The sequence below is a fragment of the Phycisphaerales bacterium genome, assembly GCA_020852515.1.
In the GTDB taxonomy this organism is placed as follows: domain Bacteria; phylum Planctomycetota; class Phycisphaerae; order Phycisphaerales; family UBA5793; genus UBA5793.
In genome coordinates this window covers 153,075-172,930 of the sequence record JADZAS010000015.1, presented here as the reverse complement: position 1 = coordinate 172,930, position 19,856 = coordinate 153,075, and the positions used below count along the sequence as shown (strand labels likewise).

The 19,856-nt window shown below is 67.0% G+C and carries 19 protein-coding genes; 9 read left to right on the top strand and 10 right to left on the bottom strand.

Going from position 1 to position 19,856, the window contains the following annotated elements; all coding sequences use genetic code 11:
- Nucleotides 1-16: 16 nt before the first annotated feature.
- The 4 genes from IT430_10595 to IT430_10580 all read left to right on the top strand — a co-directional run bounded on the left by IT430_10595 (nucleotide 17) and on the right by IT430_10580 (nucleotide 4,285).
- Nucleotides 17-1,108 (top strand): hypothetical protein, encoded by a 1,092-nt coding sequence (locus IT430_10595; protein ID MCC6908379.1) that lies wholly within the window; start codon nucleotides 17-19, stop codon nucleotides 1,106-1,108.
- Between the two features lie 177 nt (nucleotides 1,109-1,285).
- Nucleotides 1,286-2,809 (top strand): xylulokinase, encoded by a 1,524-nt coding sequence (gene xylB / locus IT430_10590; protein ID MCC6908378.1) that lies wholly within the window; start codon nucleotides 1,286-1,288, stop codon nucleotides 2,807-2,809.
- Nucleotides 2,810-2,949: 140 nt separating this feature from the next.
- A complete protein-coding gene (locus IT430_10585; protein ID MCC6908377.1) occupies nucleotides 2,950-3,303 on the top strand; it encodes an Hpt domain-containing protein in 354 nt (117 codons plus the stop codon).
- 34 nt (nucleotides 3,304-3,337) lie between these two features.
- Nucleotides 3,338-4,285, top strand: a complete 948-nt coding sequence (locus IT430_10580; protein ID MCC6908376.1) for a diguanylate cyclase — start codon at nucleotides 3,338-3,340, stop codon at nucleotides 4,283-4,285.
- Here the strand turns inward: IT430_10580 and IT430_10575 are convergent, their stop codons facing one another.
- From IT430_10575 to IT430_10545, 7 genes are all read right to left on the bottom strand, one after another.
- Entirely contained in the window at nucleotides 4,286-5,641 is a 1,356-nt protein-coding gene (locus IT430_10575; protein MCC6908375.1) for a replication-associated recombination protein A, read from the bottom strand.
- 45 nt (nucleotides 5,642-5,686) lie between these two features.
- A complete protein-coding gene (locus IT430_10570) occupies nucleotides 5,687-6,616 on the bottom strand; it encodes a DUF58 domain-containing protein (GenBank protein MCC6908374.1) in 930 nt (309 codons plus the stop codon).
- Nucleotides 6,616-7,767, bottom strand: a complete 1,152-nt coding sequence (locus tag IT430_10565) for a saccharopine dehydrogenase NADP-binding domain-containing protein (protein ID MCC6908373.1) — start codon at nucleotides 7,765-7,767, stop codon at nucleotides 6,616-6,618. The genes IT430_10570 and IT430_10565 overlap by 1 nt, the downstream gene beginning before the upstream one ends.
- 31 nt (nucleotides 7,768-7,798) lie before the next feature.
- Nucleotides 7,799-8,998 (bottom strand): hypothetical protein, encoded by a 1,200-nt coding sequence (locus tag IT430_10560; protein MCC6908372.1) that lies wholly within the window; start codon nucleotides 8,996-8,998, stop codon nucleotides 7,799-7,801.
- A gap of 6 nt (nucleotides 8,999-9,004) precedes the next feature.
- On the bottom strand, nucleotides 9,005-9,835 hold the full coding sequence (locus IT430_10555; protein ID MCC6908371.1) for a GTP cyclohydrolase I FolE2: 831 nt from the start codon (nucleotides 9,833-9,835) through the stop codon (nucleotides 9,005-9,007).
- A 174-nt stretch (nucleotides 9,836-10,009) separates the two neighbouring features.
- Nucleotides 10,010-10,855, bottom strand: coding sequence for a hypothetical protein (locus IT430_10550; GenBank protein ID MCC6908370.1), 846 nt, complete (start codon nucleotides 10,853-10,855; stop codon nucleotides 10,010-10,012).
- 92 nt (nucleotides 10,856-10,947) lie between these two features.
- The gene (locus IT430_10545) at nucleotides 10,948-11,841 is read right to left on the bottom strand and encodes a hypothetical protein (GenBank protein ID MCC6908369.1); all 894 of its coding nucleotides are present in this window, start codon (nucleotides 11,839-11,841) and stop codon (nucleotides 10,948-10,950) included.
- 95 nt (nucleotides 11,842-11,936) lie between these two features.
- Between IT430_10545 and arfB the strand changes: the two genes are divergently transcribed.
- The gene (gene arfB / locus IT430_10540) at nucleotides 11,937-12,410 is read left to right on the top strand and encodes an aminoacyl-tRNA hydrolase (protein MCC6908368.1); all 474 of its coding nucleotides are present in this window, start codon (nucleotides 11,937-11,939) and stop codon (nucleotides 12,408-12,410) included.
- A 151-nt stretch (nucleotides 12,411-12,561) separates the two neighbouring features.
- Here the strand turns inward: arfB and IT430_10535 are convergent, their stop codons facing one another.
- The gene (locus IT430_10535; protein MCC6908367.1) at nucleotides 12,562-13,059 is read right to left on the bottom strand and encodes a hypothetical protein; all 498 of its coding nucleotides are present in this window, start codon (nucleotides 13,057-13,059) and stop codon (nucleotides 12,562-12,564) included.
- Between the two features lie 99 nt (nucleotides 13,060-13,158).
- On the opposite strand from IT430_10535, the gene IT430_10530 reads away from it, so the two are divergent.
- Entirely contained in the window at nucleotides 13,159-14,361 is a 1,203-nt protein-coding gene (locus tag IT430_10530) for an FIST C-terminal domain-containing protein (GenBank protein MCC6908366.1), read from the top strand.
- 40 nt (nucleotides 14,362-14,401) lie between these two features.
- Here the strand turns inward: IT430_10530 and trxB are convergent, their stop codons facing one another.
- Nucleotides 14,402-15,394, bottom strand: coding sequence for a thioredoxin-disulfide reductase (trxB, locus tag IT430_10525; protein ID MCC6908365.1), 993 nt, complete (start codon nucleotides 15,392-15,394; stop codon nucleotides 14,402-14,404).
- 46 nt (nucleotides 15,395-15,440) lie between these two features.
- Nucleotides 15,441-17,030, bottom strand: a complete 1,590-nt coding sequence (locus tag IT430_10520; protein MCC6908364.1) for a hypothetical protein — start codon at nucleotides 17,028-17,030, stop codon at nucleotides 15,441-15,443.
- A 217-nt stretch (nucleotides 17,031-17,247) separates the two neighbouring features.
- Here IT430_10520 and ald point away from each other — a divergent pair, with 217 nt between their 5' ends.
- The 3 genes from ald to IT430_10505 all read left to right on the top strand — a co-directional run bounded on the left by ald (nucleotide 17,248) and on the right by IT430_10505 (nucleotide 19,680).
- Nucleotides 17,248-18,351: an alanine dehydrogenase gene (gene ald, locus IT430_10515; protein ID MCC6908363.1), complete on the top strand. Its 1,104-nt coding sequence runs from the start codon at nucleotides 17,248-17,250 to the stop codon at nucleotides 18,349-18,351.
- A gap of 29 nt (nucleotides 18,352-18,380) precedes the next feature.
- Nucleotides 18,381-18,911 (top strand): hypothetical protein, encoded by a 531-nt coding sequence (locus IT430_10510; protein ID MCC6908362.1) that lies wholly within the window; start codon nucleotides 18,381-18,383, stop codon nucleotides 18,909-18,911.
- 163 nt (nucleotides 18,912-19,074) lie between these two features.
- Nucleotides 19,075-19,680, top strand: coding sequence for a DUF3553 domain-containing protein (locus IT430_10505; GenBank protein MCC6908361.1), 606 nt, complete (start codon nucleotides 19,075-19,077; stop codon nucleotides 19,678-19,680).
- Nucleotides 19,681-19,856: the final 176 nt, after the last annotated feature.

The following is a 19,856-nucleotide window of genomic DNA, read 5'->3' as shown; positions in this document are numbered from 1 at the left end:
TGGGAGAACCCCTGATATGCCATTGAAGAATCTGTCCCTCGTCGCCGCCGGTGTCATCGCGCTCGCCGGCGCCACTGGCACTCTGGCCGCCCTGCCTCCGTGCGGCCCCGAGGGCGGTAATCCATTTCTCGCCTTCGCGCTCGACGGCAGTCGCCTGCTCACCTGGCGCGGAACGCCATACCCGAACTACTTCGTGACGATGGGGCTCAAGAACCTCGACATCCCGGGCTTCATGCTCATGGAAAGCGGCGGCAACCTCATCGCCTCAAAGGACGAAGGCTGCTCGTGGTCGCTCGTGGCCACGCTGGGAATCGACCAGTGGCCACTCAACATTGCTCCCACGCCAGGCGGCGGGGCGTACGCCTTCGGCGTGAATCGCAGCACGCTGTATCGCGTCGACTACGATGGCCAGGACTTCAGCGCCACGCCGCTCCGCTCGCCGACCGGCAGCATCCTCGGCCTCGGCGCCGATCCGTTCAATCCCAGCCACGTCCGCCTTTCTTCCGACCGCGGGCAGATCTACGACTCGATCGACGGCGGCGTTTCGTGGAACCCCGTTGGCGTGACGCCGCCCGCGGGCAACCTGACCTATCGCATGGCCTTCGATCCCAACGACCTGGATCACGCCCTGTTCGGCGGCGCGACCAGCGGCGGCTGGGTCACGTTCGACGGCGGTCAGAACTGGACGCCTTGCCTGGGACTCTCCGAAACCAACGGCCCCGTGAACCTCTTCAACGCGGTCATCTCTTCGGTCGATTCCGATTACGTCTGGGTCATGGCGCTCGATCTCGACCAGGCGGACGCCGGCCACCCGTCCGGCGGGCGGCACTTCTATCTCTCCACCGACGGCGGCGTCACGTTTGAACCGAAGGTGGACAACGGCCCGGGCGTGACGATCACCAACGGTCCGGAGATGACCTGCCACCCGACGCGCAAGACGGCGCTCGCGTGGGCGTGGGGCTCGCGCTTCGACGGCATGTACGTCTACCAGTACGACGCGGTGCTCAACCGCCTCAAGAGCGCGTACAAGGCCGGGTTCATCGCGCGAACCGTCGAGTACTACCGACCCGATCCGCGGCACCTGTACGTCGGACTCGAGGCCCGCTGACCTTCGACCAGTGCCACAACCGAATGCACTTTTTAACGCGACCCGCCGCCCGGCGGGTCGCTTTCGTTCTGCTCATGGCGCGCAGGTGTTTCGCGCCGCGATTCCGGTACGATGTGAGGCAGCCGTCATGGGTCGCCGGCTGCCTGCAAGCGCATCACGTCGCCGGAGGTCCGCCTGGTGATCGAATCGAATCACGCACCGCTTCTCCTCGGCATCGACATCGGCACGACGGGCGCGAAGGTGCTGCTCGTCGATGCGCGCGACGCGAACGCCATCGCGCACCGCACCGTCGAGTATCCGCTGCACATGCCAAGGCCCAACTGGTGCGAGCAGGATCCGCACGACTGGTGGCGCGCTACGGCAACGGCCGTGCGCCAGGTGATGGAGAGCGAGCGCCTCGATCCGGCCCGCATCGCCGGCATCGGCCTGAGCGGGCAGATGCACGGCCTGGTCGCGCTCGATGCCGCGGGCGAGGTGATCCGGCCGGCGATTCTCTGGAACGATCAGCGCACCGCCGCCGAATGCGACATCATCACGCAGCGGCTCGGCGAGCAGCGCCTCATTCAACTCACCGGCAACATCGCGCTGACCGGCTTCACCGCGCCCAAGATCATCTGGATGCAGCGCCATGAGCCCGAGGCGCACGGCCGCATCGCCTCGATCATGCTGCCCAAGGATTACATCCGCTACCGGATGAGCGGAGAGCGCTTCACCGACGTCGCCGACGCATCCGGCACGCTGCTGCTCGACGTGGCGCACCGCGCGTGGTCGAGCGAGATGCTCGACGCGCTGCAGGTGCCGCGCGCCTGGCTGCCGACGGTGACCGAGAGCGACGTAGCCTCGACGCGGCTGGGCGCCGAAGCGGCGCGCGAACTGGGCCTGCTCGCAGGCACGCCCATTGCCGCTGGAGGCGGCGACCAGGCGGCACAGGCCGTGGGCTCGGGCATCGTCGAAGAGGGAATGGTGTGCGTTACCATCGGCACTTCCGGCGTCGTCTTCGCGCCGACGGCGGCCTATCGACCCGAGCCGCGCGGCCGTTTGCACGCCTTCTGCCACGCGGTGCCCGGCATGTGGCACCTCATGGGCGTCATGCTCAGCGCCGGCGGCAGTCTCCGCTGGTTTCGCGATCTGCTCGGCGACGAGTTCAACGAGCACTCGTGCTACCTCGGCAAGGACCCGTACGATCTGCTCACCGAAGAAGCGAGCCACATCGCGCCCGGCGCCGACGGGTTGATCTTTCTGCCGTACCTCACCGGCGAGCGCACGCCGCACAACGATCCCAATGCGCGCGGCGTGTTCTGCGGCCTGTCGCTGCATCACCGCCGGCCGCACCTGGCGCGGGCGGTGCTTGAGGGCATCACCTTCGGCCTGCGCGACAGTCTTGATCTGCTGGTTCAGTCAGGCGTGCAGCCCCGCGAGATCCGCGTGTCGGGCGGCGGCGCGCGGAGCGCGATGTGGCGGCAGATGATCGCCGACGTCTTTGATGCGCCGGTGACGGCGTGCGAATCGCCCCACGGAGCGGCGATGGGCGCGGCGCTGCTCGCGGGCGTCGCCGCCGGCTGCTTCGAGAGCGTGCCCGCCGCGTCGAGCCTGCTCCGCCTCCACGCCCAGTGCACCGCGCCGGGGCCGGCCGCGGCGGCGTACGCGCCGATCCTCGAGCGCTACCGCGGGCTCTACCCGGCCCTTGCGGGCCGCTTCTGATCGTTTGCGCCGGAGTTATCGCGCGTTGCGGCGGGCGCTGGCCGACTGGCGCAAAGTGGATGCCTTTCGCGCCTTTCCACTCCTGTTTGTACCAAACACCCCCGCCGATCATGCCGATGGAATGCCGTGGCGATGCGGCCGTGGCTGCCTCCGCCATCTGCTTCGGGGGTGGAATCATGGCCGGAAAGCCAACAGAAATCCTGCTCAGCGAGTTCGCCGACGATCCGGACATGGCCGAACTCGTTGAACTGTTCGTGAGCGAACTGCCCGAGCGCCTCGCCGTGCTCCGCACGGGTCTCGAGTCCAACGCGCTCGAACAGGTGCAGCGCATCGCGCACCAACTCAAGGGCGCCAGCGGCGGCTACGGCTTTCCGCTCATCGGCGACTGCGCCGCCCGCGTCGAGGCTGCTGTGAAGACCGGCGCCGCCCTCGACCAGATCCGCCGCTGCGTCGATGAACTGTCCGAACTGTGCAATCGCGCCGCCTCGACGTGAATCAATCCCACGGCCCGCAGGATCCTCGCCAAAGATGACCGGCAACAACGAACGATCACGCGTGCTCATTGTGGACGACTCCGTCGACATCCATCGACTGCTCAAGATCAGGCTGCGCGATCAAAACCTCGACATTATCACCGCTTCGACCGCGGCCGAAGGGCTTCGCCTGGCGCGGGAAGTGCTGCCTGAACTGGTGCTGCTCGACATCGACCTGCCTGACAAATCCGGCTTTGAAGTGCTCGGCGATATCAAGTCCGACCCGGCGACCCACGACCTTGCCGTCATCTTCGTTTCCGGCTCGGTGGACAGCCAGGACAAGGTGCGCGGCTTCGACTTGGGCGCAGTCGATTATGTCACCAAGCCCTTCGACATGGCGGAACTCCGAGCCCGCGTGCGCTCCGCGCTGCGCACGCAGCGCCTGGTGCGGATGCTGGCCCAGCGGGCCCACCTCGACGGGCTGACGGGGCTGTGGAACCGCGCCCATCTCGACGTGCGCCTGAGCGAGTGTGTCGATGCCGCGCGCCGCCACGGCCGCCACCTCTCGCTGGTGATGGCGGACATCGATCACTTCAAGGAACTCAACGACACCTACGGCCATCCCTTCGGCGATCACGTCCTGCAGGAAATGGCGAACATGCTTGAGGAGATCGCGCGATCGGAAGACATCGTGTGCAGGTACGGCGGGGAAGAGTTCGCGGTCATCCTCTGCGAGACGGACCATGTCGAAGCGCGAGGCGTTGCGGAGCGATTCCGCAGCCGAATCGAAGGCGCCATCTGGCAGGAGCATGAGCAGCTGCGCGTCACGGCTTCGTTCGGCGTGTCCAGTCTTTCGCTGCTCACGATCAAGTCGCCCGAGGCGCTGCTCAACTCGACGGACACGGCCCTCTATGAAGCCAAGCGCACCGGCCGCAACCACGTCGTCGTCGCCGGGCCGCAGGAAAAGGTGCGCCTCAACGCGCCGCACTCGCGCTCGGCGTGATCAGTCCCCGGCGCCCGGTTGCCGGCGATGGGCCCGACGGATCTCTGCGAGGCGTTCGCTCAGGCGTGCCTCAAAGCCGCTCATGGTCGGCTCGTAATAGACCTTATCTACACCCAGGTGCTGGCCCGCGACGATGCCCCCTTCGTGGTCGTGCGCGTATTCGTAGCCCTCGCCGTGCCCGAGTTTGGCGCTGCCCTTGTAGTGCGTGTCGCGCAGGTGCAGCGGCACTTCGATCGTGCGGCCCTTCTTCACATCGCTGCAGGCGCTCCAGATCGCCATGGCCGAAGCGTTGCTCTTGGGCGCCACGGCCATGTAGATGGCCGCCTGCGACAGCGTGAGCTGCGCCTCGGGCCAGCCGATGCGCTCGACAATGTCGTACGCCGCCGCCGCGACCTGCAGGGCCCGCGGATCGGCATTGCCGATGTCTTCGCTCGCCAGGATCGCGATGCGCCGGGCGATGAACAGCGGATCTTCGCCTGCGACCACCATCCGCGCCAGCCAGTACACCGCCGCATCGGGATCGCTGCCGCGCATCGACTTGATGAACGCGCTGATGATGTCGTAGTGCTCATCGCCCGTCGCGTCGTAGACGATCGCCTTGCGCTGGATCGACTCCTCGGCGACGCGCAGGTCGATCACCAGTGATCCGCTGGCGGCTTCGCGATTCTCCTCACTCGCCGTGGACAGCACCGCCACTTCGAGTGCCCCCAGCGCCCGCCGCGCATCGCCGTCGGACATCAGGGCCCAGTGGTGGATTGCCTCGTCGCTCACCTGCAGATCGAGCACCCCGTAGCCGCGCTCGCGGTCTTGGATGGCGCGCCGGACCACCGACTCGACGTCTTCGATCGTGAGCGGTTCGAAGCGGAAGACCGTACTGCGGCTGACGAGCGCCGAGTTGACCGCGAAGTAGGGATTCTCGGTGGTGGCGCCGATGAGGATGATGATGCCGCGCTCGACGTCATTGAGCAGCACATCCTGCTGGGCGCGGTTGAAGCGGTGGATCTCATCGAGAAAGAAGACCGTGCGCTGGCCGTTGAGTTCGATGGCGCGCGCCGCCTCATCGATGACGCGCCGCACTTCCTTCACGCCCACCATCGCGGCGTTGGCCCGTTCGAAGCGGCTGCGCGTCGTCTTCGCCAGAACCTCGGCCAGCGTCGTCTTGCCCGTGCCCGGCGGGCCGTGCAGAATCAGCGACGTGAGCCGGTCGGCATCGAGCATGCGCCGCAGCAGTTTGCCCGGACCCAGAAAGTGCTGCTGACCGACGAATTCATCGAGCGTGCGCGGCCGCATGCGGACCGCCAGCGGCTCGACCTTCCGATGCGCCTCCCGCCGCCGCGACTCCCAGAGATCCGCCATGCACGATTGTACGAGCAGGCGGATGCGAAAGAGCCTGCCGCGTCATTACATTCTCAGACCGCCCAGCCGCAGCATGCACCGCAGGGTGTCCACCGGGTCATCAGTGGTCCGCGCCTGGTGGAAGCCCATGCCCCGCGCGTGAAAGTCGCGCCGCAGCGAATTAGTATGCTCGCGCACGAGGCGCTGGTAGTCGCGCAGCACGCTGGGCGCGTGCGAGCGCACGGCCAGACCGGTCTCGTCATCGACGAATCGCCCGCCCCCCAGGCCGCGCAGGTCCATCTCCTCTGCCGTGAGCACCTGCAAGGCGACGACGTCGCAGCCGGCGTGCGCCATCGGGTGCAGGCTTGGTCGCAATTCGTCGCGCTCGACAAGAAAGTCACTCAGGATCACCACTACGCGGCGCTGCGGCAGCAGCCGCTGCGCCGCCAGCAGGCAGTCGGGCAGACGGGTCAGGCCGGCCGGCGCCGTGCCCTCCAGCTCGTGAATGATTCGATGCAGGTGCTCCATGGTGCCGCCCGCGGGCATCGCACTGACGATGGATTCGCCCGCGAGCGCCAGCGCAGCGCGGTCGCCCTGGCGCACGGTCACCATCGCCAGCGCCGCCGCCAGCATCGCCGCGTATCGGTATTTGCTCAGCGGCGAGGCGGCGCCGACGAAACCCATCGACGCCGAACAATCCACGATGAGTTGCACCGTCAGGTCGGCGAAGCGCCGGTGCCGCCGCACGTAGAGCCGGTCGGTTCGCCCGTAGAGCTTCCAGTCCACGCGGCGCGCGTCGTCGCCCGGTACGTACATGCGATAGTCGAAGAACTCCGTCGAGCCGCCGCGCTGCGGCGTGGCGTGGCGACCCTGGCGCAGCCCATCGACGAGAGTGCGAGCGATCACGTGCAGATCTCCGAGACGATCGATCGTCTCGAGAAAGTGCCGCACGTCATCGCGTCGCGGCTGTTCGCGCTTCTGGGCCAGCGCTGCCATCAGCCGACCTCAACCGAGTCGAGGTGATACGTCACGCCGCGCTGGCGCAACTGCTCAATGACGAACTCGAAGAGCCCCGGTTCGCGCCCGAGGAACTCCGGCGGATTGACCCCCGGCCTCTTGAACGCGCCCTCCGCCACCCGCCTCGCGATGATCGTATTGGGCAGCGCGGTGGTGCGCGACATCGACGTGCACCCGCTGGTGCGGTCGAACACATCGAACAGATCCAGCGTGTGCCGCACGCGCCGTGTGCCGCGCAAGCCCTCGACGATCACGCGCATGACGGTCAGGTCCTCCTCGCCCGGCTCATAGGTCCACTTGGGAAAGAGCAGGGCGGTTGTCACGTCAATCGGCTTGATCCTGGTGCGCTGGGCGCCGACTTCAATCGGCTCGTGGCTGAAGAGCCCGAGGTGGCGCAGCACGCGCATGAGCTCAATGTGGCCCGGGTAGCGCAGCGTCTTCTCGACCATGTTCGGCGCGCCGATGGTATGGGCCAGGCTGCGCAAGCCGTCGGTGTTGAATGCTTCGAGTGTGCCGATGCCGTCGAAGTCGAGCAGCTCCGGCTCGCTGAGTGCGTCACGCACAACCACCTGCCCGTTCTCGACGATGCGGCTGGGCCGGGTGTATTCTTCGATCACGTCGGCAGGCGAGAAACCGGCCTTGTATTCGAAGGGCCAGCGCCGCTCGCGCGGCAGGCCGCCGACGTAGATCTTCACCGACTCGATGTCGTCGAGTTGGGACTGGGCCCAGCCGACGAACATATTGGACATGCCCGGCGCCACGCCGTTGTCCACCACCGCCGTCACGCCTCGCTCCCTCGCGAGTTGATCGAGTTCGATCGCATCCTCGGGCATGAACGAGATGTCGCAGTAGTTCCTGCCGGCTTCGATGACGGCGCGCAGGGTCTGAAATCCGATGGCGCTCGACAGCGCGCCCAGCACGATGTCGTAGCCGCCCACCAGTTCGCGCACGGCCGCGGCGCTGGAGAGATCCGCCTGCAGCGTGCGGACGTCGGGCACGCGCCGGGCGAGGCGCTGCAGCGCCGGCTCGCGCTGGTCGGCGACGGTGACGTCAAAGCGGCTGTCGGCAGCGAGGTCGATGGCCATGACGCTGCCCACCATGCCGCCGCCGAGAATGATGGCCCTGTTCATCTTTCCACCTCAGTGTCCACCGCGTGCAGCGCTACTGCTTTTCTGACTGCCCGTTGAGCATAGTCAGCAGCCGCGGCCGAAGCGGGTGCGCGAGATCGCACGCGAGGGCGGCAACGATGGCGCTGGCCAGCAGCGGCTCGTTGAGCCAGCCCGAGACGAAGAAGACCCCGGCAAGGGCGGCCTGCGCCGCCGCCGCGTCGATGAGCGGCATCGTGCCGACCCACGCGCTGCGCCACGGCCAGCCGAGCCAGCGCAGCGCGCTGGCCAGGCCAAACCATCGCGCATCGCCGCCGACGAGGACGCCGAGCACGAGCGGGCCGATCATGGAGAAGGCGAGCAGGTCGACGTTCACGACCAGCAGCGCCGCCAGTATCGCGGGAAGCGCCAGGCCAAGCAGCGCCCGCCGCGCCCGCGACGGCAGAAGTTTCATCGCCACGCCCAGCGCCGCGCCGACCAGCAGCGCGATTTGCGCTTCGCCCGGCGCCAGGGCGCTCGACGGAGCGTCGGCGAGCACCGCCGTCACCGCCGCGACAAAGCAGATAAACCACACGACGAAGGCGATGTTGACCAGGCGGTTGCGCGCTCCGACCGGCGCCAGCACGGCGATGGCTGTCGATCCATCCTCGCGCGGCAGCGGGAGAGTCGCGGCCGCTCCTACCACCGAAAATGTCAGCCCCAGTGCGATCGCCTGCGAGCGAGTGCCCTCGAATGCGAACACCACCGCCAGGCCGATGATGCCGCAGGTGATCGTGATCATCCACAGCGCGGCAAAGAGGCTCTCCGACCACGAGGCCGGCCGGCGCGAGCGCGGCGAGCAGGCCACCAGCAGCGTCAGCGCTGCAATGGCCAGCGTCTGCATGCGCCACCGCTGGTGCTGCCGCATGGCCGCTTCGTGCGCGGCTGCCGCCTCCTTGCGCTCGGTGCGGTGCTGTGCAAGCAGTTCGTCGATGGCGATTTCGGAAACGTCCGTGGCCTGAAGCGCTTCGACGTCCGCGCCCTGGCGGCTGCGCAACTTCTCCAGCGCCTGGCGCTCGGCCGCGCCGCCGACGAACCAGCGTTCATGAACATCGGGCGCCGCGCGGCCGAGCACCGTCGCGCCGACGAGCACGCCGGCGACAAGCCCACCGACGATCGCCGCCCGCGCCAGACCTGCAGCGCGCAGCAGCAGCGTCAGCAGCACGGCAGCTGCGGCGGGAATCAGGATGGCGAGAATCGGTTCGACGGCGGGCATCGCACGTCAGGACGCTCGCTTGTCGCGCGTGAGTTCGGCGTAGGCGTTGTGGTTGTGGATCGACTCGAAGTTCTCACTGCGCACACGATACCAGATGATGCGATTGTCGGCGTTCAACGCCGTCGCCGCGTCGCGCACGATGTCTTCGACGAACTTGGGTGAGTCGTACGCCGCCTCGGTGACGAACTTCTCATCGGGCCGCTTGAGCACGGAGTAGACCTCCGCGCTGGCAGATTTCTCGAGAATACTCACGACGTCCTCGATCCACACCTCGCCCTCGAAGCGCACCTCGGCGGTGATCTCGCAGCGCTGGTTGTGCGCTCCGTAGCGGCTGATTTCCTTGCTGCACGGGCACAGGCTCGCCGCCGGCGCCGCCACCTTCATGACGAAGTCGTCGGACCCGTTGCTGGCGCATTCGAACGTCACGCGGTAGTCCATCAGCCCCGGCTGCTTCGAGACCGGGGCGAGCTTTTCGATGAAGTAGGTGAACTCGACGCGAATGTGCGCGTCCTTGGCATCCAGCCGCTGCCGCAGGTCCTGGCACATCGAGATGATCTGCTCGGGGCGGATGCAGTCGCGATGTTCGTTGAGCGACTCGAGAAAGCGGCTCATGTGCGTGCCCTTGCGATCGTGGGGCAGCGAGACGTACATGTCGATGGTGGCGACGGTGGTCTGCGACTTGCCGCAGGGCATGCGCAGGGTGATGGGATAGACGACGTTCTTGACGCCCACCTTGTCGATGGCCAGGCGGCGCGAATCGGCGAGGCTCTGGACATCGACCATGGGCTTGTCGAGGGTCGCCGCGGCGGCGCTGCCGCGAGTCGTTGGTGCGTTCATGTACGGCTCCTGATGTGGCCGCGCACCGCCCCGAGTCACTCGGTCCCACCGCGCGGATTCAGTGGATGTTAGTCGAAAGCGGCAAAACCATCCATGCAATGCCGCTTGGGCCGCGCTCGGGCGGCCGCTTTCAGGCCCTTCCCCGTGAAAATCAGCCGCCATTCGACGCGGCCGTCAGCCCCGCGGCGCGGGCTCGGTCGCCGGATGATGCTCGGCTCCGAAACTTCGCGCCAGGCCGATGCCCAGCGCGGTGCCGAACGTACCCGCGCCGATGGCGTCGAGCGGCATGAGCCGGCCCAGCGCCAGGAAGTTGCCCACTGCCAGCCGGGCCACGGCGTCGTCGGCGCTGATCATCATCGTCAGCAGCGCCGACGCCGCGCCGACCACCGCCGGCACGACGAAGAGAATCGAGGCGTTGCAGCGCGGCCAGATGAGCCGCGTCACCATCGTCGCCAGCGCGCTGCCCGCCGCGAAGCCGAACACGGTCTGGCCCTTGGCCTCGGTGCGCAGAAACACCCACGCCAGCGCCAGGCCGAGCACGATGTTGACCGCCAGCGCCTTGATGCTCGTCGGGCTGAAACGGTTCTCCTGATTTGGATACTGGTTCGGGCTCACCTTCACGTGCAGGGCCATGAGCACCGCAACGGGGGCGGCCCAGAAGCACGTTTCGATCGCGAACTTGAAATACATGGAGCCGAAGCCGCCGCCGAACTCATCCATGTGGCGCAGGATGTCGTCGATCGCCGTGCCGCGCCGCGCGACGATAACCCAGCACAGGCCGTACATGAGCATGCCGGTGTAGCGGTTGGTGACCCGGCCGACGACCAGCGAGATCACGCCAAAGGCGATCATGCCCAGCACCGCTGAGAGCAGCGCCCCGCCGAGCGGGCTCGCAACCGACAGCGGCGCGCCGATCCACCCGTCGCTCGTGTGCATGCCGTGGAGCACCCACGTGGCGGCGGGCCAGGCAATGACCGCGCCCGTAATCACCGCCACCCACTGTTTCAAGGCGTCAAACATGTCGGGGAGTCTAACGCGCTCAGAGGACCGATCCAAACTGACGACGGCATGACCTCGGGTCGCTTCCATACTCGCGCTTTGGCCGCTGCGCCTCAGAACACCAATTCCCCGCCGAAGAACAGACCGGCGATGCGGCCGTCCCATCTGTACGGCTGGCTGCCGTCGTCGGCTTCGATATCCACATCCATGTGCCGGTAGCCCAGTTGCAGGCCGAAGTTGTTCAGCACGGTGTAGTGAATGCTGAACTGCAGGTCGAACGCGCTCAGATCGCCGTGGGCCGAAGCGCCGATGCCGTAAGTGATCGTTACGCCCACGTCCCACCGGCCGCGCGTCGCGATGTCCGGCCCGATGCCTATGGCCAGGCGCCCGCCGGCGCAGGCGATCGCACCCCATTCGTCGAAGGCGACCGTCGGCCCGCCCCCAATGGCCGTGCGGTGATCGACGTTGATGCCGCGCACGCCGGCGAGCGCGTGCACGCGGATGTCCACCGGCTCGCCGGTGTTGTCCGGCGTGCGCATTGGATAGAGGTTGCCGAAGAAGTCGTAGCCGGCAGTTGCGGCGAGGCTGGTCAGGCCGAAGTCGCTGGTGAGTTCGGTTCCCGCTCCGTAGGACACGCCGTTGATGAGAATGCTCTGGCCCGTGGTCTGGTCGGCGCTGGTTGAGAAGTCAAAGGCGTTGAGCCAGACAAACCAGCGCTCATCGATGAAGATCTCCACGTCTCCGGCGAACGCGGCTTCGTCGTCTTCAAGGCCGAAGAACGTGTCGAGGCGCTGCGTGCCCGAGTTCGATTCGGGGCCGAAGCGCACGTCGCCGCTCAGGGCGGCGTACCACACCCCGGCCGCGGCGCGAACGCGCGTGCGCGCCTCGTCGGCGAGCGTCTCAAGCGACGCGTCGGCGGACGGCTCGTCCTGCGCCTGCGCGATCTGAACCTGTGCGGCGCTGCACATCGCTGCCGCCCAACCCATCCACAGTGCTGCCTTGTTCATGCGCTGCTCCACACACCCGGCCCATCGAGTTCGACAAGAGTAGAGTCTGCCGTGCGCCGCGACCATCGCGCGCGGCACATCGCGGGAGATTCGTCATGGCCGGCGTCGGCGCTGATCCATCACCTCCATTGGGCGGCTCGCTCGAACTCGCCCCGGGTCTGCACGTGCATGACTCGGAGGTGGCCTTCGCCGCGAGCCGGTCGAGCGGGCCCGGCGGGCAGAACGTCAACAAGGTCAACACTCGCATGGAACTGCGCCTGCCCGTGGCGGCGCTGGGCGGCCCGGGCCGGCTGTCGCAGGCCGCGCTCGATCGCTTCCGCCGCCTCGCCGCCGGCCGCATCACCAAGGAAGACGAACTCATCCTCGCCTCAGGCCGGTTCCGTTCGCAGGCACGAAATCGCCAGGCGTGCCTCGATCTGCTTCGCGAACTGATCATCACCGCCCGCGTGCCGCCCAAGCCGCGCAAGGCGACCAAGCCCGGCCGCGGCGCCGTGCAGAAGCGCCTGCGCGAAAAGAAGATCCGCGGCGAAATCAAGCAGCGGCGAAAGAGACCTTCGCGCGAAGAGTAGTACGCCCGTCGCCGAAGACCATCTACCGCAGAGATCGCAGAGAATGGCGGCGGCGATTCTGGATCAAAGCAACTCTGAATCCCTCCGCGTGCTTCGCGATCTCTGCGGTAAGTCGGGTCGAGCCGCGCCGCGCTGCCTCGCTGTCCCGCGATCAGTACCACCCGAACGCCACGCCCAGCAGGGCGACGAACGCCAGCACGTGGATCATCCAAACGATCGCCGCCAGCCACGCCTGCGACCTGGCCGGCATCGCGACGATGCGCTTGCGACGAGCCATCATGAGCAGGGCAAAGCCCCCGCTGAGAAAGCCGAACGTGTCCGTGGCGATGATGAAGCCCGGCGCGCCGCCGTTGCCGGTCAGCGGCGAGACAATGATGGGGATGGCCAGGAACATCGCCGCGATCCCCGAGAACACGCCCGGCACGATCGCCGCGAGGAACCACTTCAGACTCACGTCGCTGGCGCCAACCGTCAGCCGCAGCCGGTGCCGGCACTCGGGGCACACCGGGCGGGTCAGGCCGCGCACGTTGTAGCCGCACACCGGGCAGGGCGCATCGTTGCTCGAGAGGTACTCGAGCAGCAGGCGGTCATTGCGGTCGGATGCGTCGCCAGAGCGAGTCGGGTCCGGCGGCGCTTGCAGTTCAGCCATGACTCACCACCATCGGCATCGGTCTCATGTGATCTTCATCTTCGCCGCGCCAAGCGTAGGCCCTCGCGCCGCTCTCAAACGGCTACCATCCATCGAGTTATGCCCACGACCTCCTACAAGGCCGCCTGCCACGTCAGCGACCTGGCCGACACCGACACGGCCGCGCACGACGCCGTAACGAACGTCGCGTCACAGATGCGCGGCTCCACCGATCTGGCCGTCGTCTTTGCCAGCGGCCATCACGTCAATCGCATCGACACCATTACTTCCACCGTCTACGACCTGCTCGCGCCCTCCACCGTCATCGGCTGCACCGGCGTGAGCATCGCCGGCAACGAGCGCGAACTTGAAAACCAGCCGGGCCTGGTCGTGCTCGCGCTCTCGCTGCCGGGCGTCGAACTGCACACCTTCAGCGACAGCGACATCGACTGGCCGCGTTCGAAGGACGATCCCGAGCGCCTCAAGGCCGCGATGAAGGCGGATCATCCCGATCTGCGCGGCGTGATGCTCCTGGCCGATCCGTTCACGCCCATCATGGGCCTGCTGCCGGCGCTTTCGAGCGTGCTCGAGCGCTCGCTCGATGAGCCGGCCGTTCCGATGTTCGGCGGGGTGGCGTCGGCCGGGCGCCAGGCGGGCGATAACCGCCTGCTGCGCAATGATGAGATCCGCAACGGCGGGCTCATCGGCCTGAGTTTCACCGGGGCCGTGCGCATCGAGACCCTGGTCAGCCAGGGCTGCCGGCCCATCGGCCGGCCGATGGTCATCACCGGCGCCAAGCGCAACGTCATCGAGTCGCTCGGCGGCAAGTCGGCCATGGCCGCGTTCCAGGAACTCGCCGTCGAACTCTCCGACCAGGAGCGCGAACTCATCCAGGACAAGGGCCTCTTCGTCGGCCGGGTCGTGAGCGAATACCGCGAGCACTTCGGCCGCGGCGACTTTCTCGTGCGCAACGTCATCGGCGTCGATCGCGATCACGGCTTGCTCGCGGTGAGCGATCTCGTCCGCGTCGGGCAGACGGTGCAGTTCCACGTGCGCGACGCCCAGACGGCGCACGAAGACCTGGAGATGCTCCTCGCAGCGCAGCAGTTTGATGAAGCGCCGCTGGCTGGAATCCTGTTCACGTGCAACGGTCGCGGCACGCATCTCTTTAATGAGGCCGATCACGATGTAACAACGATTCGCCGCGCCATGCCGGGCCTGCCGATTGCGGGCTTCTCCGCGGCCGGCGAAATCGGCCCCGTGGGCAACTCGACATTCCTGCATGGGCACACGGCGAGCATCGCCCTTCTGCGCGGGATCTGATTGCAGAGTTTCGAATTGAAGCAGTTGTCGCCCGAGCGCGTCAGTGCACGCCCTGGTCGGCGAGCCAGCGTTCGGCGTCGATGGCGGCGCGGCAGCCCATGCCCGCCGCCGTGATTGCCTGCCGGTACACCGCGTCCGCCACGTCGCCGGCCACGAACACGCCCTCGATGTTGGTGTTCGAGCGGTGCGCAACGGGCATCTGCACGTAGCCCTTGTCATCGAGCGCGATGCCCGAGCCTTTGAGGAACTTCGTCGCCGGCGTGTGGCCGATGGCGATGAACAAGCCCTTGACGTCAAGTTCGCGCTTGGCGCCGGTGCGCGTGTCGCGCAGGACGATGCCGCTGATCACGCCGTCGCCGAGCACATCGACGACCTGCGAGTGCCACTGCACCTCCACCTTGGGGCTCTCGAGCACGCGCTGCTGCATGGTCTTGCTGGCGCGGAACTCGCCGCGGCGGTGGATGACGTGCACCTTGCTGGCGAACTTGGTGAGATACGAGGTTTCCTCCATGGCCGTGTCGCCGCCGCCGACCACGGCGAGCACCTGGTCGCGGAACGCGGGCAGGGCGCCGTCGCACACGGCGCAGGCCGACACGCCGCCGCCGCTGCGGGCCAGGCGCATCTCATTTTCGAGGCCAAGCCAGTTGGCCACGGCCCCGGTGGCGAGGATCACGCTGTGGGCCTTGACGGTCGCGCCCGACGAAGTGGTCAGGGTGAAGGGCCGCCGGGAGAAATCGCACGATTCGATATCTTCGCCGACGACTCGCGTGCCGAAGCGTTCGGCCTGCTTCTGGAACTTGTCCATCATCTCCGGGCCAGTGACTCCCTCGGGAAACCCGGGGTAGTTCTCGACCTCGGTGGTGAGCATGAGCTGCCCGCCCGGGAGGATGGGGCTCGGGTCGGTCTTGGGCACGCCGACGTAGCAGATGGGGTTGAGATTGGCGCGGGCGGCGTAGATGGCGGCCGTCCACCCCGCCGGCCCTGATCCGATGATGACGACCTTTTCGACGGCGTCTGACGCGTGCTGGTTCATGAGTCCTCAGGATACGGCTGCAGCGGGTGCGGAGTTCGGAGAGCCATCAGCGGCGACGGGCCTGCCGCGCCATCACATCCACGTTGGGAAAGAAGACAATGTCGCACTGGTCGCCCTTTTGCGGCTGCGGCTTGTGCACCAGCGCCTTGCCGAGGTCCTCGGACTGGTCCGGGCCGAAGGAATACAGCAGCGGCCAGAATTCCTCAAGCGTCACCCGCCCCTCGGGCGTGTCGATCGGATAGCCCTCGTGCGAGAAGCGGGGGTCGGTGTTGCGGATCACGGCGTAGTGCAGTTTCACGTCGCCCGATTGATAGAGATCCAGCAGGGTGGTTTCGTAGCTCACGAACGACGGCTGCACCTGGGCGAGGCGGGCCGGCACTTCGCCCTCGGTCATCGCTTCGCCGGGCACGAGTTTGGCCCGCTCGCGCGTGATATAGGCGTGGATCCCTGCCGCCGTCGCCGTGCCGTTGAGTTGCGTCGCCAGCGGGATGCGCAGGTCAAAGAGATTCTGCAGGTCGCGAATGGGCCGCTTGACCGCGGCGTATTCGAGATCGTCAAGCTGCTCGAATTCGGAATCGGGCGCGAGCGAAACGTGCAGCGGCAGGCGCCAGCGGAGTTTCCAGTTGTCCACGGCTTCGCGGAGCGCGACTTCGACTTCGCGCTTGGAGCGGTGCTTGTCTACGACCTGCTGCCAGTATGCTTCCGCCTGGAAGCGGCGCAGCGGCGAATCGAGCGAGTCGAACGTGGCCATGACCTCGGGGAACTTATTTTTGTCCACGCGGTTGTCCGCCCCGTAGATCTGTTCGATCAACTGCTGGCCGATGAGTTCCTCGCCGGTGGGGAGCTGGATGCGCTCGAGGCCGAGGCGCTCGAGTTCGAGGGCGATTCCGCTGAAGTCCGCGATGGTCAGTTTGTCGCGGTAGTACCACATGAAGTCGCGGATCTCGATGAACGCGTCAAGCAGCATTTTCATGCCCAGGTGCTTCTCGTCGTAGAAGCGCCGGTCGCACAACTGCCGGGTCATGCGCGTCATAGCGAGGATCGCCTCGCAGGCGCCGCTCGTGTCGCCATTCTCAGCCCGCCGGAACGCCTCGGCGCGCATCAGCGCGACGAGTTCGCGGTAGCGCGGCAGGTAGGCCTCTTCGCGGTCAAAAAGCAGGTCGTCGCGCAGGTACACCACAAAGTCGCTGATGATCAGGTCGTCATCGACGTTGTGCGTGCCGTACGGCAGGCCGAAGATCTTGCGCTGCGTCGCGTTGGAGCCGCGGCGGTTCTTTTCGAGGATGAGGTTCACCGCCTCCTGCTGGCCGGGTTCGCCCGCCCAGCCAATGGCGTCCTGAAACGTGCTCGACCCGGGATCGAGGCTCGTCATCGCCGCTGCAAGCCGTTCGTCGGCGACGTCGATGAGTTCGTGAGCTTCAAAGTAGATCTTGTACGCCCGCTCGTCCTCGGAGACCGCCAGAATGGGTGCGTTGAGTTCATCGACGAAGCGGCGCTGGTCCTTGTCCTGTGCCAGGCCGATCGCAGGGAGGCTTCCGGCGAGCATCGCGGGGGAGAGAATCCACGCCAAGCCCACCCGCGATCGAATGGGCAGGCGGCGTCGTGGAGTCGAGTTCAGTGCGAGGCGATCAGGCATGGGCGGCGCTCCGGGAAAGGCCCGATCCGGTCCAAAGCACCTCGCCGGGCCTCAAGTTGCGTGGATTGTCATCCTAGCATAGTCAACCGTTTCGGGCGGCGCGACACCGCGCCGGGCCGTGATGACCCGTCTAAACCCGCCGCGCGCCGACAATCTTCCGGCGCCGCGCCGAGGTCGAGTCGAATCAGGTTCTGTTCCTGCATTCCGGAGAATTGCGATGATCGTCGGCTGCCCCAAAGAGATCAAAACCCAGGAATACCGCGTGGGCATGTTGCCGGTTGTCGCGGAGATGCTCGCTCGAGCCGGCCACAAGGTGCTCATCGAGCGCGGCGCCGGGCTTGGCAGCGGCTTTCCGGATGACCTCTACACCGACGCAGGCGCGGTGCTGTGCGACTCCGCCGCCGAGGTCTTCGCCAAGGCCGACATGATCGTCAAGGTCAAGGAGCCGCAAAAGGGCGAACTGGCCATGCTCCGCGAAGGGCAGATCCTCTTCACCTACCTCCACCTCGCCGCCGACAAGGCGCTCACCGAAGGCTGCCTGCGAAGCAAGTGCATCGGCGTGGCCTACGAGACCCTGACCGATGCGCGCGGCCGGCTGCCGCTGCTCACGCCCATGTCCGAAGTCGCCGGGAAGATGTCGATTCAGGAAGGCGCCAAGTACCTCGAGCGCCCCTTCGGCGGGCGCGGCGTGCTGCTGGGCGGCGTGCCCGGCGTCGAACCCGGCCACGTGCTTGTCCTGGGCGGCGGCGTCGTGGGCACCTGCGCCGCGCGAATGGCCGCGGGCCTGGGCGCAAAGGTCACGCTGCTGGACATCAACCTCGACCGCCTGCGCGAACTCGATGAGTGGATGCCCGCCAACGTGACGCTGCGCTACTCCGACGCCCACACCGTGCGCGAGTACCTCGCCTGGGCCGACCTCGTCGTCGGCGCCGTGCTCATCCCCGGCGCTGCCGCGCCCAAACTCGTCCGCCGCGATGATCTCAAACTCATGCGCCCGGGCAGCGTGATCGTGGACGTCGCCGTGGACCAGGGCGGCTGCGTGGAGACGACGCACCCAACGACGCACAACGATCCGGTCTTCGAAGTCGATGGGGTCGTGCACTACTGTGTGGCCAACATGCCCGGCGCCGTGGCGCGCACGAGCACCATCGGCCTCAACAACGCCACCATGCCCTGGACGCTGCGGCTGGCCAACGAAGGGCCAATGGCCCTGGCCCGGCAGAGCAAGGGCTTTGCCGACGCCATCAACGTCGATCGCGGCCGGCTCACCAACAAGCCCGTCGCCGATGCGCACGGCCTGGCGTTCGAGCCGCTGCTCTGATCGGCCGATGTTCATCCAGCGAGGCGCCCATGCGCTGGTACCTGAGCAACGATTCATATCCCGAGATGCGCGCCATCGAGTCGTTCTGGGAGCGCCACCGCACCTGGTGGAAAGCGTTCGGCTCGTCGCTGAACGATCCGAAGATGTGGGGCTTTCTCTGCGTCTCGTTTTCGCTTGCCTGCCTCGGCGGGGCGCTCAATCTACTCGTCGATGTGCGCGAACTGATCGGCTCGCGGAGCGACCAGGCGACCGTTGCAGCGAATCTGCTGTGCGTTTTCGTGACCGTCGGCGCCGCCGCGGCGCTCTCGCTCACCTGGGGCGGCGAGATCATGCGGCCGCATCTGCGGCGGGTAAATGTCCGCTGCCGACAGTCGTGCCCGGAGTGCGGGTTCTGCATGGCGAGCCAGTTGCAGTCCGGTCGCAGCGTGTTCCAGTGCCCCGAATGCGGGCAGTGGCTCAACCGCCGCCCGTTCGAAGAGCCGTATCCTTGCGACGTGCGGCCGACGCCGTCCTCCGTGGCCCTGGCGCAAAAAGATGGCCGCTCCGAGAAATCCGAATGACTTGACGCCTTTTGGACGATATCATTGATCGACCCGGTGATGGCGAAGGCCGCGTTGCCCGCCTCCGGTTCCTTTCAGTTCCACATCTGCTCCGTCCTGCAGGCCGACCTCGGCTGGCGCTTGTGTGCCACAGGTGTGTGATACGACAGGTGACATCTCAAAAATGCTGACTGAAAAAAGAACGTTCAAGTTCGGGGACAGTGTCCTCAACACCGCCCGTCCAGAGTGGGGCCCCGGCACCGTCACACGCGCCGAGCGCGTCGTGCACGAAGGCCAGGTCGCGCAGCGGCTCAATGTCCGCTTCCCGACCGTCGGCCTCAAGACGCTCCATACCGGCGCCGTCGATCTCGTCCCCGCCGATGAGAACTCCGCCGCCCAGAGCGTCGCCCAGCGCAGCGGCTGGATCGCCGAACTCGAAGGCAACAAGCCGGCCGACATCATGGTCCGCCTGCCGGCCGACGCGTCCGATCCGTTCAAGTCGCTCTGGCAGCGGCTGCAATTCACCATCGGCCTCTACCGTTTCTCGCGCGAGCCAAGGGCGCTGACCGACTGGGCCGTGGCGCAGTCGGGCCTGACGGATCCGCTCACCCGCTTCTCGCGCCATGAGTTGGAGACCTTCTTCGATCGCTGGGCCCGCAACCGCGACGCCCACCTCGTCGAACTCGTTCGCGAAGCCAGCCGCACCGACCAGCGGCAGGTGGATCAACTGCTCGCCGCCGCCCAGCCGGAGGTCCGCCAGGTCCTCCGCCGCCCGCACGCGCGGCGCTAGGTTTTCAGGCACAGTCCGCCGCCGAATCCAAGCCCCTCAACCCATCGGCTTCCGCCGGCGGCTGTTCGCACGAACACTCGCGGAATTATCGCGCCTGCCCGCACAGACTGACCGCGCGAGCCTCTCGAAGGGGCTGATTTGCTTCCCCTGCGACGATTGTGGTGCATGCTTGCTCC

Coding starts and splice junctions, on each gene's coding strand:
- IT430_10575 (MCC6908375.1), bottom strand. CDS start 5,641: ATGGCGGATCTCTGGGAGTCGCGGCGGCGGGAGGCGCATCGGAAGGTC.
- ald (MCC6908363.1), top strand. CDS start 17,248: ATGATCGTCGGCTGCCCCAAAGAGATCAAAACCCAGGAATACCGCGTG.
- IT430_10510 (MCC6908362.1), top strand. CDS start 18,381: ATGCGCTGGTACCTGAGCAACGATTCATATCCCGAGATGCGCGCCATC.
- IT430_10530 (MCC6908366.1), top strand. CDS start 13,159: ATGCCCACGACCTCCTACAAGGCCGCCTGCCACGTCAGCGACCTGGCC.
- IT430_10595 (MCC6908379.1), top strand. CDS start 17: ATGCCATTGAAGAATCTGTCCCTCGTCGCCGCCGGTGTCATCGCGCTC.
- IT430_10555 (MCC6908371.1), bottom strand. CDS start 9,835: ATGAACGCACCAACGACTCGCGGCAGCGCCGCCGCGGCGACCCTCGAC.
- IT430_10535 (MCC6908367.1), bottom strand. CDS start 13,059: ATGGCTGAACTGCAAGCGCCGCCGGACCCGACTCGCTCTGGCGACGCA.
- IT430_10545 (MCC6908369.1), bottom strand. CDS start 11,841: ATGAACAAGGCAGCACTGTGGATGGGTTGGGCGGCAGCGATGTGCAGC.
- IT430_10520 (MCC6908364.1), bottom strand. CDS start 17,030: ATGCCTGATCGCCTCGCACTGAACTCGACTCCACGACGCCGCCTGCCC.
- IT430_10565 (MCC6908373.1), bottom strand. CDS start 7,767: ATGAACAGGGCCATCATTCTCGGCGGCGGCATGGTGGGCAGCGTCATG.
- IT430_10580 (MCC6908376.1), top strand. CDS start 3,338: ATGACCGGCAACAACGAACGATCACGCGTGCTCATTGTGGACGACTCC.
- IT430_10560 (MCC6908372.1), bottom strand. CDS start 8,998: ATGCCCGCCGTCGAACCGATTCTCGCCATCCTGATTCCCGCCGCAGCT.
- IT430_10570 (MCC6908374.1), bottom strand. CDS start 6,616: ATGGCAGCGCTGGCCCAGAAGCGCGAACAGCCGCGACGCGATGACGTG.
- trxB (MCC6908365.1), bottom strand. CDS start 15,394: ATGAACCAGCACGCGTCAGACGCCGTCGAAAAGGTCGTCATCATCGGA.
- arfB (MCC6908368.1), top strand. CDS start 11,937: ATGGCCGGCGTCGGCGCTGATCCATCACCTCCATTGGGCGGCTCGCTC.
- IT430_10505 (MCC6908361.1), top strand. CDS start 19,075: ATGCTGACTGAAAAAAGAACGTTCAAGTTCGGGGACAGTGTCCTCAAC.
- IT430_10550 (MCC6908370.1), bottom strand. CDS start 10,855: ATGTTTGACGCCTTGAAACAGTGGGTGGCGGTGATTACGGGCGCGGTC.